Source organism: Mesorhizobium sp. M0618 (genome assembly GCF_040320765.1).
Classification (GTDB): Bacteria; Pseudomonadota; Alphaproteobacteria; order Rhizobiales; family Rhizobiaceae; genus Mesorhizobium.
In genome coordinates, this window is record NZ_JAMYQH010000025.1 from 13,444 (window position 1) to 25,515 (window position 12,072).

At 62.7% G+C, this 12,072-nt stretch carries 13 protein-coding genes, 1 tRNA gene and 2 pseudogenes; 9 read left to right on the forward strand and 7 right to left on the reverse strand.

The features are described 5' to 3' along the window. Nucleotides 1–68: 68 nt before the first annotated feature. Nucleotides 69–1,316, reverse strand: coding sequence for an ABC transporter substrate-binding protein (locus tag NKJ04_RS23790; RefSeq protein WP_352677532.1), 1,248 nt, complete (start codon nt 1,314–1,316; stop codon nt 69–71). 63 nt (nt 1,317–1,379) lie between these two features. After that, nucleotides 1,380–2,423: a LacI family DNA-binding transcriptional regulator gene (locus tag NKJ04_RS23795; protein ID WP_127414486.1), complete on the reverse strand. Its 1,044-nt coding sequence runs from the start codon at nt 2,421–2,423 to the stop codon at nt 1,380–1,382. A 423-nt stretch (nt 2,424–2,846) separates the two neighbouring features. Here NKJ04_RS23795 and NKJ04_RS23800 point away from each other — a divergent pair. The 3 genes from NKJ04_RS23800 (at nt 2,847) to NKJ04_RS23810 (ending at nt 3,513) form a co-directional block, all read left to right on the forward strand. Beyond that, nucleotides 2,847–2,922, forward strand: a tRNA-Cys gene (locus tag NKJ04_RS23800). A 190-nt stretch (nt 2,923–3,112) separates the two neighbouring features. After that, nucleotides 3,113–3,316 carry a hypothetical protein gene (locus NKJ04_RS23805; RefSeq protein WP_023809343.1) on the forward strand — a complete coding sequence of 68 codons (204 nt, stop codon included), beginning with the start codon at nt 3,113–3,115 and terminating at the stop codon, nt 3,314–3,316. A 5-nt stretch (nt 3,317–3,321) separates the two neighbouring features. Then, nucleotides 3,322–3,513 (forward strand): hypothetical protein, encoded by a 192-nt coding sequence (locus NKJ04_RS23810; RefSeq protein WP_023809342.1) that lies wholly within the window; start codon nt 3,322–3,324, stop codon nt 3,511–3,513. Nucleotides 3,514–3,541: 28 nt separating this feature from the next. Here the strand turns inward: NKJ04_RS23810 and NKJ04_RS23815 are convergent, their stop codons facing one another. Together NKJ04_RS23815 and NKJ04_RS23820 are read right to left on the reverse strand one after the other, a co-directional pair. Then, the gene (locus NKJ04_RS23815; protein ID WP_023809341.1) at nt 3,542–3,808 is read right to left on the reverse strand and encodes a DUF1488 family protein; all 267 of its coding nucleotides are present in this window, start codon (nt 3,806–3,808) and stop codon (nt 3,542–3,544) included. Then, nucleotides 3,805–4,053 carry a hypothetical protein gene (locus NKJ04_RS23820; RefSeq protein ID WP_023760015.1) on the reverse strand — a complete coding sequence of 83 codons (249 nt, stop codon included), beginning with the start codon at nt 4,051–4,053 and terminating at the stop codon, nt 3,805–3,807. Before NKJ04_RS23820 ends, NKJ04_RS23815 begins: the two co-directional genes overlap by 4 nt. Before the next feature lie 250 nt (nt 4,054–4,303). Between NKJ04_RS23820 and NKJ04_RS23825 the strand changes: the two genes are divergently transcribed. The 3 genes from NKJ04_RS23825 to msrC all read left to right on the forward strand — a co-directional run bounded on the left by NKJ04_RS23825 (nt 4,304) and on the right by msrC (nt 7,080). Further along, nucleotides 4,304–4,666: a co-chaperone GroES gene (locus tag NKJ04_RS23825; RefSeq protein ID WP_023809340.1), complete on the forward strand. Its 363-nt coding sequence runs from the start codon at nt 4,304–4,306 to the stop codon at nt 4,664–4,666. A 33-nt stretch (nt 4,667–4,699) separates the two neighbouring features. Further along, entirely contained in the window at nt 4,700–6,325 is a 1,626-nt protein-coding gene (groL, locus tag NKJ04_RS23830) for a chaperonin GroEL (RefSeq protein WP_023809339.1), read from the forward strand. Nucleotides 6,326–6,582: 257 nt separating this feature from the next. Continuing rightward, nucleotides 6,583–7,080: a free L-methionine (R)-S-oxide reductase MsrC gene (msrC, locus tag NKJ04_RS23835; RefSeq protein WP_127271638.1), complete on the forward strand. Its 498-nt coding sequence runs from the start codon at nt 6,583–6,585 to the stop codon at nt 7,078–7,080. Nucleotides 7,081–7,092: 12 nt separating this feature from the next. On the opposite strand, the gene NKJ04_RS23840 is transcribed toward msrC, so the two are convergent. From NKJ04_RS23840 to NKJ04_RS23850, 3 genes and pseudogenes are all read right to left on the reverse strand, one after another. Beyond that, nucleotides 7,093–8,148 (reverse strand): YeiH family protein, encoded by a 1,056-nt coding sequence (locus tag NKJ04_RS23840; RefSeq protein ID WP_352677534.1) that lies wholly within the window; start codon nt 8,146–8,148, stop codon nt 7,093–7,095. A gap of 139 nt (nt 8,149–8,287) precedes the next feature. Continuing rightward, nucleotides 8,288–8,665: an ester cyclase gene (locus tag NKJ04_RS23845; RefSeq protein WP_352677536.1), complete on the reverse strand. Its 378-nt coding sequence runs from the start codon at nt 8,663–8,665 to the stop codon at nt 8,288–8,290. Between the two features lie 397 nt (nt 8,666–9,062). Then, nucleotides 9,063–9,179, reverse strand: a pseudogene (locus NKJ04_RS23850) (cation transporter); the annotation flags it as partial. A gap of 313 nt (nt 9,180–9,492) precedes the next feature. Between NKJ04_RS23850 and NKJ04_RS23855 the strand changes: the two are divergent. The 3 genes and pseudogenes from NKJ04_RS23855 to NKJ04_RS23865 all read left to right on the forward strand — a co-directional run bounded on the left by NKJ04_RS23855 (nt 9,493) and on the right by NKJ04_RS23865 (nt 11,965). After that, on the forward strand, nt 9,493–9,972 hold the full coding sequence (locus NKJ04_RS23855; RefSeq protein ID WP_352677538.1) for a GNAT family N-acetyltransferase: 480 nt from the start codon (nt 9,493–9,495) through the stop codon (nt 9,970–9,972). A gap of 15 nt (nt 9,973–9,987) precedes the next feature. Beyond that, nucleotides 9,988–10,372, forward strand: a pseudogene (locus NKJ04_RS23860) (ACT domain-containing protein). 159 nt (nt 10,373–10,531) lie between these two features. Further along, the gene (locus NKJ04_RS23865; RefSeq protein WP_023809331.1) at nt 10,532–11,965 is read left to right on the forward strand and encodes an aldehyde dehydrogenase family protein; all 1,434 of its coding nucleotides are present in this window, start codon (nt 10,532–10,534) and stop codon (nt 11,963–11,965) included. The last annotated feature ends 107 nt before the right edge of the window (nt 11,966–12,072 follow it).

Below are 12,072 nucleotides of genomic sequence, written 5' to 3' on the forward strand. Positions count from 1 at the left end.
AAGGGGGAGGGTAAAGAACGCGCCGGCCACCCGCCCAGGGAGACAGGCGGGCGGCCGGCAGGCGTCCGCTATTTTTGCGGCGCCTGGTCGATGATCGACTGCATCGTCTCTTGTGCGTTGGCTATGGCGCCATCGACATCGTCGCCGAAGAAGACCTCGTTGATCATCTGCGTCCACGGCCCGTTGGCGGAGTTGATCAGGTCGTTGAACACCACCGAATAGGGCGTCTTGCCCTTGGCCATGGCCTCGGCGGCGATCTGATAGCGTGGATCGAGGTCCTTCAGTGCCTCCTTGGCGATGTCGCCGCGCACCGGCAGGCTGCCGTATTTGGCGAGGATGGTCTGGCCCTCGAGCGAATAGGCGAAATCGAGGAACTCCTTCACCACGGGCAGTTTCGTGGTGCCCTTGGTGACGACGAAATTGTCGCCGCCGGCAAAGGACGACCAGCCGCTGTCCTTGCCCGGCAGGAAGGTGACGCCGTAGTCGACATCGGGATACTGGGTGTTGAGCGCGCCGATGGCGAAGGCGCCGGACGGCGAGATGCCGATATTGCCGGCGGCGAAGGCGGCAAAGAAGTTGGCGCCGGTGTCGGTCTGCGCACCTGCCGGGACCAGGTCTTTCTTGACCATCGAGCGGTAGAGATCGATGGCGCCGCGCAGTTGCGGGCTGTCCAGCGTCGCTTTCGAGCCGTCCTCCGAGAGGATGTCGCCACCCGACGCCCAGATCAGCGGCGTGAAGGTGAAGATGTTGCAGCCGCCGCAATTGCCGGAGAAGTAGAAGCCCTTGATGTTGCCGCCGAGCGCGTTGACTTTCTCGGCGTCGGTCGCGATCTCGGCCCAGTTGGCAGGGCCTTTTTCAGGGTCGAGGCCAGCCTGCTTGAACAGTTTCTTGTTCCAGATCAGCACCGAGGCGTCGGCGGAGAACGGCAGCCCGTAAATGTGGTCCTTGTAGGTGCCGGTCTTCACATGCGCAGGCGACAGGCTCGAGAAATAGGGCAGGGACTTGGCCCAGTCGGTGATGTCCTCCAGCTGGCCGGCGGCGGCGAAGGAGGGCGTGTAGATCAGGTCGAGCGACAGGGCGTCGGGCGCCGTGCCGCCGGCGGCCGCGGCACCGTATTTCGGGATGATCTCGGCATTGGGAATGATGTCGAGCTTGACCTGGTTGGTGTGCGCCTTGTTGTAGGCATCGACGATCCTCGGCATGAAATTCGAGCCGTCGGCGCGCACCCAAATGTTGGCCGTCTCGGCGGCGGCAGTGCCGAGACCGCCACCCAAAACGGCAGCGGCCAGAGTCAGTTTGGCAATCAGGTTCCTCATGTTCTCCTCCTCCAAGGTTGGCCGCGGTCCGCGGCTCGGCGCCGATTGCGCGGCGCTTCGTTTTCAGCCACCCGGCGGATGGCCGCATGACTGCCGCACCACCAGCCGGCACGGCAGTTTTCGAATGCCTGGCGCGGCGGGCTTGCCGCCGACCAGCGAAAGCAGGGTCAACCCGGCCTCGCGCCCGAGCGCGACCAGGTTCATGTCGACAGAGGTCAGCGGCGGGCGCGTCGCCTCGGCCACGATCTCCCAATTGTCGAAACCGATGACGCCGACATCACTGGGGACGTCGAGCCCGCGTTCGCGCAGAGCATCGATGACGCCGCGCGCGATCTGGTCGTTGCCGCAGAAGACCGCGTCCGGCCTTTCGCTTTTGCCGTCGAACAGTTGCGCAACCGCCTGGTGACCCCAGGCTTCCGACCAGGAGCCGAGCAGCGGCTCGCTGACCGGGAGGCCGTTTTCGACGAGCACGTCGCGGTAAGCCTGGACGCGCGCGTGCACCACGGCAAAGCTCGCTGGCCCGGTGACGTGGGCGATGCGCTTGCGGCCAAGCCGGCAGAAATGCTCGACGGCCAGCCGGGCGCCGCCAACATCGTCCGAGACGAAGGCGACGGCGTCAGGATCTGGCTGCGTGAAGGCATAGATCACCGGGACGCGCAGATTGGAGAGGTCGACGGGGAGATGGCGATCGATGCGCTTGCCGGTGGCGATGATGCCGTCAACGCGCTTGTCGAGCATGGCATCGACATGCATCTGGCCCAGCCGCGGATCCTCCTCGACATTGCACAGGAACACCGAGACGCCATTGTCGACCAGCGCGTCCGAAATGCCCGACATCAGCGGCAACGAGAAGCGGCCATAGGTATCGTTGGTGAGCAGGCCGACGGTGAAGCTGCGGCGCCGGAGTAGGCTTTGCGCCAGGCTGTTGGGCCGGAAACCGAGCCGCCGGGCGGTCTCGCGAATGCGTTCGCGCGTCTCGGCTGTCATCCGACCCTGGCCGTTGAGCGCCTTGGATGCGGTGGCGACGCTGACTCCGGCCTGGGCGGCCACGTCACGCAAGGTGACTGGCTTGGAAAAGACCGGAACAGGCAGATCGTCCGATGGCATCGCGCCGAGATCCTTGGTTGGGAAAAGGTTTTCTCTTACCGAGCCGGATAAGGCCCGGCAGGTGGCCGAGCCCGACGACGATTGTTTGGGAAAACCTTTTCTCAGATGAAGCTAAGCCAGATCGAATCGCTGTTCAAGGGGAAAAGTTGGTTGGCCTCCGCTCCTCTCCTCCGAAATGCAACGCGGGGTAAAAGTAGCCTCGGAAGCGCGTAGCTCAGGGGAAGAACGTCAGTCGCAGTGCTGGAGGCCCTCGGTCGAGACGGGGCGGGCTGCCGCTTGGGGCGTGAAGGATCTCAACTCTGCGCCGGAAGCGAGACCCGGCAAGGTTGGCTGGCGAACGCTCTGAAACTCGACCCCGAAAATTCTGAACAATCCCTCGGGATTAACCTTTCCGTAAATATTTGGCCGCTACTTCACAGCCATGGCCTCGTGGCGGAGCGGCTACGCTGGAGACGGCAAATCTCTGAAGCCTCGGTTCGATCCCGAGGCGAGGCCTCCAAAATTTGGCGTCCCAATCTGCCCCGGGCGCAGTCAGTTCCCACGAATAGATTGTGTGTTGCGAATGCAGTAGGGACTGGCCGTCAAAGCAGTCCTGTCTTGAATTTGGCATGCAGGCGCTCGCGAAAAAAGTGCTATGGAAGGGGTGCGAGCGTTCTTGCTTCGCTTTTCCCTGACATTCGAGGCCTTTCGTGCGTGAACCGTCGCTGCTGCCCGTCTTTGGAAAACTTGGCCTCAAGGCCCCTGTCGCCTTGGCGGCGGCACCGGTCTCGTCGGCAGGTGTGCCGCACCTGCGGAAGCTTCTGGCCGTGCATGGCGGCATGGTGCTGAAACTGTCGGTCGTCGCCTGGACGGTGCTGATCCTGGGCGCCGTGTTTTTCACGATGCAAGGCTGACCGCCATGGCCAACCGCTACACGCTGCGCATGGAGCTTCCCCAGAGCTGGAGCATCATCGATGTCTTTACCGGCCAGCCTGCGGTTGTCCGGCAAAAGGTGATGGTCGGGATGGGGCCGCGCGAGGCCGAGGACATGGTCGTGCAGATGAATGTCCGCGACGTCAGACGCCGCGAAAGGGCCGAGCGCAAGACCTGATCGCGGTCAGCGCCAACTCGCCGCCATTTCAGCCGAAATCGGCCGCCGTCAGCACATACATGCTCTTGCGGGTGCGGTCATAGGCCTTCGACGCCACCTCGCGGATGGCGCTGCTCTCGGTGTCGAATGTCTGGAGATAACCGGCTTCGTCGGCAGCTGTGCCCGGCCGCATCTTGGCCATGGCGTCGGCAGCGACGGAAAACGAAATCTGGAACATGCCGTCATGGCCAACGAAACGAATGCGCTGGCCCGCTTCGTCATAGCTGCGGCTGCGGTTGGGAAAGGTGAGGCTCATGTCTTGGCCTCCGTGGCTTTCTTGGTCACCCGCTTCTTCTTCGGCGTCGGATTGAGGGCCTCGGCGACACGATCGGCCTCTTCCTTGGCCAGCCGAAGCTCCCTCAGCCTTGCCGTCTTGATTTCCCTGGCTCTTGCCTCGGACATATATTCGGCGGTCGCCTTGTTTTTCTCCGCTGTCTTCTTCTGCTTGTCGACAAAGCGGGCTTCAGCTTTTTCCATGATCGTCTGATTGCCTTCGGCCATCGAAGAAATCTCCCTTGTGCCTGAAATCGTGAAAGTGAACTTGTCCGATAAATAGGCACTCGATCGGCAAAATTCAATCTTTTGAATTATTTGACATTCTGCGGATATCACGAAACGGCCAGCTGAAATAATACTTTTGAATATTTAATGTGGTCCGCGAATAATTTTTGGCACTCCTATCTATCGAGTGCCAACGCGTCTATAGAGGAGGGGCGTGGCCGCCTGTGCCGGCCCCAGAAAGAAAGTTCCCATGAAATTTCGGCCACTCCACGACCGCGTCGTCATTCGTCGCGCCGAAGGCGATATCAAATCCAAGGGCGGGATCATCATCCCCGACACTGCCAAGGAAAAGCCGCAGGAGGGCGAAGTCATCGCCGTCGGGCCTGGCGCACGCGACGAAAACGGCGCGCTTGTTCCGCTCGACGTCAAGGCCGGCGACTTCATCCTGTTCGGCAAATGGTCGGGCACCGAGGTCAAGATCGACGGCGAGGACCTGCTGATCATGAAGGAAGCCGACATCATGGGCGTCATCGACAAGAGCGAGACTGGCATCATCGACAAGGGCGAGACGGCTGCAACCGACAAGACCGTGGCCGCCAAGAAAGCTGCCTGATCTCATTTTCTCCGAACGAACGGGATAAAAATCATGTCTGCCAAGGAAATCAAATTCTCCACCGATGCGCGCGACCGCATGCTGCGCGGCGTCGAGATCCTCACCAATGCGGTGAAGGTCACGCTCGGCCCCAAGGGCCGCAACGTCATCATCGACAAGGCCTATGGCGCGCCGCGCATCACCAAGGACGGCGTCACCGTCGCCAAGGAAATCGAGCTTGCCGACAAGTTCGAGAACATGGGCGCCCAGATGGTGCGCGAAGTGGCCTCGAAGACCAACGACCTCGCCGGTGACGGCACCACCACCGCCACGGTGCTGGCCGCCTCGATCCTGCGCGAAGGCGCCAAGCTGGTCGCCGCCGGCATGAACCCCATGGATTTGAAGCGCGGCATCGACCAGGCGGTTTCCGCCGTGGTCAAGGAAATCCAGGCGCGCGCCAAGAAGGTCAAGTCGTCGGCCGAGATCGCACAGGTCGGCACCATCGCCGCCAATGGCGATGCCAGCGTCGGCGAGATGATCGCCAAGGCGATGGACAAGGTCGGCAATGACGGCGTCATCACCGTCGAGGAAGCCAAGACCGCAGAGACCGAACTCGACGTCGTCGAAGGCATGCAGTTCGACCGCGGCTATCTCTCGCCCTATTTCGTCACCAATGCCGACAAGATGCGCGTCGAGCTGGAAGAGCCCTACATCCTCATCCACGAGAAGAAGCTCGGCAATCTGCAGGCGATGCTGCCGATCCTCGAAGCGGTGGTGCAGAGCGGCAGGCCGCTGCTGATCATCTCCGAGGACGTCGAGGGCGAGGCTCTGGCGACGCTGGTCGTCAACAAGCTGCGCGGCGGCCTCAAGGTCGCGGCCGTCAAGGCGCCGGGCTTCGGCGATCGCCGCAAGGCGATGCTGGAAGACATCGCCGTGCTGACATCAGGCCAGATGATCTCCGAGGACCTCGGCATCAAGCTTGAAAACGTCACCATCGAGATGCTCGGCCGCGCCAAGCGTGTGCTGATCGAGAAAGACACCACCACGATCATCGACGGTGCCGGCACCAAGGCGACGATCCAGGCGCGTGTCGCCCAGATCAAGGGCCAGATCGAAGAGACGACCTCCGACTACGACAAGGAGAAGCTGCAGGAGCGACTGGCCAAGCTCGCCGGCGGCGTTGCCGTCATCCGCGTCGGCGGCGTCACCGAGTCGGAAGTCAAGGAAAAGAAGGACCGCATCGACGATGCGCTGAACGCCACCCGCGCGGCGGTTGAAGAAGGCATCGTGCCCGGCGGCGGCGTGGCTCTGCTGCGTGCCCGCTCGGTGCTTGGCGGCCTGACCGGCGCCAATGCCGATGTCACGGCCGGCATCACGATCGTGCTGCGGGCGCTCGAAGCGCCGATCCGCCAGATCGCCGAGAATTCCGGCGTTGAAGGCTCGATCGTCGTCGGCAAGCTCACCGACAGCAAGGACCACAATCAGGGTTTTGACGCCCAGAACGAGGTCTATGTCGACATGATCAAGGCAGGCATCGTCGATCCGGCGAAAGTGGTGCGCACCGCACTGCAGGATGCCGGTTCGATCGCAGCCCTTCTGATCACCGCCGAAGCGATGATCACCGACATCCCGCCGAAAGACGCTGCCCCGGCGGGCGGCGGCGGTATGGGCGGCTACTAAAACCCGGGACTTGTCCGATCTGTTTGAGAGGTGAATGACGGCCCCGATCGGGGCCGTCATGATTCTCAAGATGATCGCAAAGTTTACGCATAGCTGCCTTGCCGTCCGGCTCAGCGCCGGGAGGCACCCCTGATCTTGCGGCTTTCGGAGGGGACGCTAATCCACGCTAGACTGTGCGGGCGGCCGTCTGGTCGCGGAGCTCGCCGACTTTGGCAAGCGATCGGACGAACAGCTATCCTCGATACGGAGACACGTTCATGTTTGCGGCCAAGGCCATCGACACCTCAGACAAGGCCGCGTTCTACCGCGACCTCGCCACTCAGCTTAAGGCGCTGCTCGACGGCGAGCGCGATTCGATCGCCAACGCCGCCAACACCGCAGCACTCATCTTCCAGATGGTGCCGGACCTCAACTGGGCCGGGTTCTATTTCCTGCAGTCGGACGAGGAAATGGTGCTCGGGCCGTTCCAGGGCAAGCCGGCCTGCGTGCGCATCGCCGTCGGCAAGGGCGTGTGCGGAACGGCGGTCGAACTCGGCACCTCGATGCTGATCAAGGACGTGCATGATTTTCCCGGTCACATCGCCTGCGATGCCGACTCGCGCTCGGAACTGGTGGTGCTGCTCGAGGACGATGAAGGCGTCTTCGGCGTGCTCGATCTCGACAGTCCGCTGCCCGGCCGCTTCGACAAGGCCGACCAGGCCGGCATCGAGACGCTGGCGGCGATCTATGCCGCGTCGAGTTCGTTCGAGGACTAGGCCCGGTTTAGACTAGGCGAATTTCACCAGCAGCAGGCTGAAGCAGCCGATGAACAGGAAGGCCGAGAAGGCGAGCGCCAAGGGGCGCAGGCCGCGCGAGCGCAACTGCGAGATGTCGGCCTGCAGGCCCATGGCGGCCAGCCCCATGGTCAGCATGATGGTGGTGGCGAGCGCCATTGCCGATTTCACCTCGGCCGGCACGGTGACGAGGCTGTTCAGCGCCACGATGGCGACGAAGGCGGCGACGAACCACGGCATGGGCGGCCGCGCCGCCACCTCACTGCTGCTCCTGCGGCGCGCCATCAGGCCGAGCGCGACGACCATCGGCGCCAGCATGGCGACGCGGGTCAGCTTGGCGACGGTGGCGATCTCGCCGGACTGGGTGCCGTTCTGGAAGCCGGCGCCGATGACTTGCGCCACTTCATGGATCGAGGCGCCTGCCCACAGGCCGAAAGCGTGCTGGTCGAGGCCGAGCATGGGCGCCATGAGCGGGAAGCCGAGCATGGCGACGGTGCCGAACAAGGTGATCGAGGCGACGGCATAGGTGACGTCCTCGTCGCGCGCATCGGTGACGATATTGGTGGCAACGATAGCCGAGGCGCCGCAGATCGAGGTGCCGGCGGCGATCAGCTGCGCCAGCTTGGCGTCGACGCCGATCAGCCGACCGAGCGTGATGGTGAAAACGAAGGTGGCACCAAGCGTGGCCGCGACAATGCCGACGCCGCCGGCGCCGATCGAGACGACTTGGCCGAGCGTCAGCTGGAAGCCGAGCAGCACGATGGCGAAGCGCAGCAGGCGCTTTTGCGAGAATGCGATACCGGCTTTGGCGTGCACCGGTGTGCCCAGCACGTTGGAGTAGATCATGCCGGCAACGACGGCGAGGATCATCGGGCTGAACAGCGCGAAGCCGGAAACGTTGCGGGCCGAGAAGGCGACCGCAGTGATCATCGTGACCAAGACGATGCCGGGGACGATGCCATTCCAATTGAGGGATTTTCGCCCTTGGGTCAGATCGGCAGGAAACGCGCTTTTGGGGATATCGTTCGCGAAGTGGGAAACGGAAGACAATGCAATGCTCCGGACGGGTATGCCGGAGGAATGCCATTCCTCAAATAATCTTTCCAGCGAATTATTTTCGTTAGAATGATCGATTTTTACGAACGATCGGTCGGGCATTGGCTGCGCGTCATCTTCGGGCCAACCTGGATTAAAGCTGCGCTTCGATCGCCGCCTTGTCGATCACCGACCAGACGTTCCTGATTCTGTCGTCGAGGAATTCATAGAAGACGTTCTCACTGAAGGAGATCTTCCGGCCCTTGATGGGCAGGCCGAAGAAGGTTCCCTTCGGCGTGCAGTTGAACTGGAGCCGGCTGGCTATGAACGGCGGTTCGGCGATCAGCAGCTGGATGTCGAAATAGAGGTCCGGAATTTCCCGAAAATCCCGCTCCAGCATTTCGCGGTACCCCGCCAGCCCGACGCGGTCGCCATTATAGTGCACCTCGTCATGGACGAAGCGATGCAGATTTTGCCAATCCTGATTGTTGAGGCAGGCGATGTAGCCTCGATAGAGGTCGGTAACGGTCACGGCGATGGCTCCGGTGCTTGGTCTGGGTCGAGCAAAAAAGATAGAACGACTGCGGGTGCAGTCCAGATGCGACATGGCCTGCCGGCGCGCCGCCTAGAACATGCCGCGGTCGTTGCTCCGCTGGTCGTCGTCCACCAGATGCGGCTGATAGATTCCCGTCCGCGCCGTCGCCGCCAGGGCCGGGCCGGGTCCGCCGGATTTGTGTGGATATCGGCGACGGCGATGGAGGGTGTTCCATCGGCCGGGCATTGCGCCGCCCACCGGCCGCCGGGGGCAGCGATTCCCAAAGGCGCGGTCAGGCTGTGTTGCGCGGGGAGGGAGAAACCGGCCCAGTAATTGTTGCTTGCCGCGTGGTCCCTGCATCTCGACGGCGAAAGCCGGGCCGTCGGCGGCGGTGATTGTCGGATGCGTCCTCCAGAAAATCGATGCTGTCCGCGAACAGCGATGCCGATCCGATCCAGACGGCTACGGCAAACTCGATCCCGAAATAGGCCAGGTTCAGGATGGCAACCATCCGCACCCTTGTTCAGCGTTCCGGTCATATTTTGTCCATCGATCAATTGCCGTTTATCGCAAGGCCCGCAGCGATTCCATGACATGAGACATTACCGATCGAGCAGCCGCCTTGACAGCGCCACGCATCATGTTCCAGCTTGGCGCCATGTTCGTCCTCGCGCCCGCCAACACCAAGCGACGCCGCACCTGCACAGGGCGGAGCGGCAGACTGATTGCGCGACGACAAAGACCGGCAGGATAGATCCGGTTCGTTCGTTTCCAGCCCCGCCCGCGAGACCACCGGCGGGGTTTTTCATGTCTGGAGCAGCTTCATGACCATCGTTTCTTCCATCCGGCTTCGGCCGGCCGAGCCCGCTGACGCCGCCGCGATCCGGGATATCGTTCGCGCCGCCTATGCCAAATGGGTGCCGGTGATCGGCCGCGAGCCGCTGCCTATGCGCGCCGACTACGACAAGGCTGTTGCCGAGCATCCGTTCGATCTCGCCGTCGAGGATGGCGGCATTGTCGGGATGATCGAAACCATCCTGGCCGCAGATCACCTCTGGATCGAGAATGTCTGCGTGGCACCGGATGCGCAGGGGAGAGGGATTGGCCGGCTGTTGCTGGAGCTGGCCGAGCGCAAGGCAATCGAAGCAGGACGTGCCGAGCTTCGCCTGCTGACCAATGGCGCCTTCGAGGCGAATGTGTCGCTCTACAAGAGGCAGGGCTATGTCATCGATCGGGAAGAGCCGTTCATGGGCGGCATGACGGTCTATATGAGCAAGAGGCTCGCGGGATTACCGGCAATCTGACGAAGGAGTTCGATAATGGCTGCCAGGGTCAGGCTTAAGCAACTCCTAGGGCTTTACGCGGTTTCCCGGCTGGAGGCGGGCGAGATCATTCCCGGTTGGGCGGACGGGCCAGGCTTCGTCAGCATCACAAGGGACTGACGACGAGCTTTCGATCGTTTGCTTGCAGGACCGCGTGCCGCATGCCGTCAAGCAGGATATCGACTGGGTGGCCTTCAAACTCGAGGGCCCGTTTGCCTTCGATGAAACCGGTATCGTGCTGTCGGTTATCAGGCCGTTGTCGGAAAACGGGTTGGGCATCTTCCTGGTGTCCACTTTCGATGGTGACCATCTGTTGGTGAAAGCGACGGATCAGGCCGCCGCGAGGCGGTTTCTGGTCGAGGCCGGGCATATCTTGCTGTAGTCCATCCTCACCACTACTCGCTGGCCCAACCGCTCTGGCTCAATCACTGCCGCACTGGCTCAACGACTTCGGGGGTTGCGTTTGACAGCGGCGTTTGTGCATCGTTATCTCCAGCCAGATATGACGGCCCGGCGCGGCCATGCGGCCAAGGAGAAAACCATGTCACACAATCTGCAATTCTATATCGATGGCGCGTGGGTCGATCCTGTTGTGCCCAACACATTGGACGTCATAGATCCCTCGAATGAGGACGCCTTTGCGCAGATTTCGCTAGGCTCCAAGGCCGATGTCGACAAGGCGGTGGCTGCCGCCAAGCGCGCCTTCAACAGCTTTGGTTTTACAGAGGTTGGTGAGCGGCTCGACCTGCTGAACCGCATCATCGCGGTCTACAAGAAGCGCAGTGGCGATCTTGCCGTCGCTGTGTCACGCGAGATGGGCGCGCCGCGCCAGATGGCGTTGGACAGCCAGGTCGGCATTGGGCTGGCGCATCTGACCAAAATGGCCGAGACGCTGAAGACTTTCGAATTCCGCCACGTGAAGGGCAACCATCTGGTGGTCAAGGAGCCGATCGGCGTCGTCGGGCTGATCACGCCGTGGAACTGGCCGCTCAACCAGATCACCTGCAAGGTCGGTCCGGCGCTTGCTGCTGGCTGCACGATGGTGCTGAAGCCCTCCGAGATCGCGCCGCTCGACGCCATCATCTTCGCCGAAATCCTGGACGAGGCCGGCGTGCCGAAGGGCGTCTTCAACCTCGTCAATGGCGACGGTCCCGGCGTCGGCCAGGCGCTGTCCAGCCATCCCGACATCGACATGGTGTCGTTCACCGGCTCGACCCGTGCCGGCATCCTGGTGGCCAAGGCCGCCGCCGACACGGTCAAGCGCGTGCATCAGGAGCTTGGCGGCAAGTCGGCCAACATCCTGTTCGGGGATGTCGACCTCGCAAGCGCCGTCAGCAAGGGCGTCGCCGGCTGCTTCAGCAACAGCGGCCAGTCCTGCAACGCGCCGACGCGCATGTTCGTGCCGCGCGACCGCCATGAAGAGGCGGCCGGCTATGCCAAGGCCGCGGCGGAAAAGTTCACCGTCGGCCCCGCTGACGCCGCCGGCACCAAGCTTGGCCCGGTCGTCAGCCAGGTCCAGTTCGACAAGATCCAGGACCTGATCCAGGCCGGCATCGATGAAGGTGCGACGCTGGTAGCGGGCGGCCCAGGCCGGCCGGCCGAGCTTAACCGCGGCTACTATGTCAGGCCGACGGTGTTCGCGGACGTCACCCACGACATGCGCATCGCGCGCGAGGAGATCTTTGGGCCGGTGCTGGCGATCATGCCCTATGACAGCGTCGACGAGGTGGTCGAGACCGCCAACGACACCGTCTATGGCCTCGCTTCCTACATCCAAGCCAAGGACATGAAGAAGGCGCGCGAAGTCGCGGCGCGCATGCGCACCGGCAATGTCTACATCAATTATCCGCAGTGGGACGCCGGCCTGCCGTTCGGCGGCTACAAGCAGTCGGGCAATGGCCGCGAATATGCCGAATACGGGCTCGAGGATTTCCTCGAGATCAAGGGCATCGCAGGGTATGAGGCGGCAGAGTAGACGGGGTACTGGCGGCGACTTTCAGGACTTGGGTTCCTCGCCCCCGCAAAGCGGGGGAGAGGCGGCCGCGAAGCGGTCGGAGAGGGGGCTGCGACGCTGGCAAGTTC

Bases quoted from the DNA above. Each gene is read 5' to 3' on its own strand.
- NKJ04_RS23790 (WP_352677532.1), bottom strand. From the start codon at position 1,316: ATGAGGAACCTGATTGCCAAACTGACTCTGGCCGCTGCCGTTTTGGGT.
- NKJ04_RS23795 (WP_127414486.1), bottom strand. From the start codon at position 2,423: ATGCCATCGGACGATCTGCCTGTTCCGGTCTTTTCCAAGCCAGTCACC.
- NKJ04_RS23810 (WP_023809342.1), top strand. From the start codon at position 3,322: ATGGCCAACCGCTACACGCTGCGCATGGAGCTTCCCCAGAGCTGGAGC.
- NKJ04_RS23815 (WP_023809341.1), bottom strand. From the start codon at position 3,808: ATGAGCCTCACCTTTCCCAACCGCAGCCGCAGCTATGACGAAGCGGGC.
- NKJ04_RS23820 (WP_023760015.1), bottom strand. From the start codon at position 4,053: ATGGCCGAAGGCAATCAGACGATCATGGAAAAAGCTGAAGCCCGCTTT.
- NKJ04_RS23825 (WP_023809340.1), top strand. From the start codon at position 4,304: ATGAAATTTCGGCCACTCCACGACCGCGTCGTCATTCGTCGCGCCGAA.
- groL (WP_023809339.1), top strand. From the start codon at position 4,700: ATGTCTGCCAAGGAAATCAAATTCTCCACCGATGCGCGCGACCGCATG.
- msrC (WP_127271638.1), top strand. From the start codon at position 6,583: ATGTTTGCGGCCAAGGCCATCGACACCTCAGACAAGGCCGCGTTCTAC.
- NKJ04_RS23855 (WP_352677538.1), top strand. From the start codon at position 9,493: ATGACCATCGTTTCTTCCATCCGGCTTCGGCCGGCCGAGCCCGCTGAC.
- NKJ04_RS23865 (WP_023809331.1), top strand. From the start codon at position 10,532: ATGTCACACAATCTGCAATTCTATATCGATGGCGCGTGGGTCGATCCT.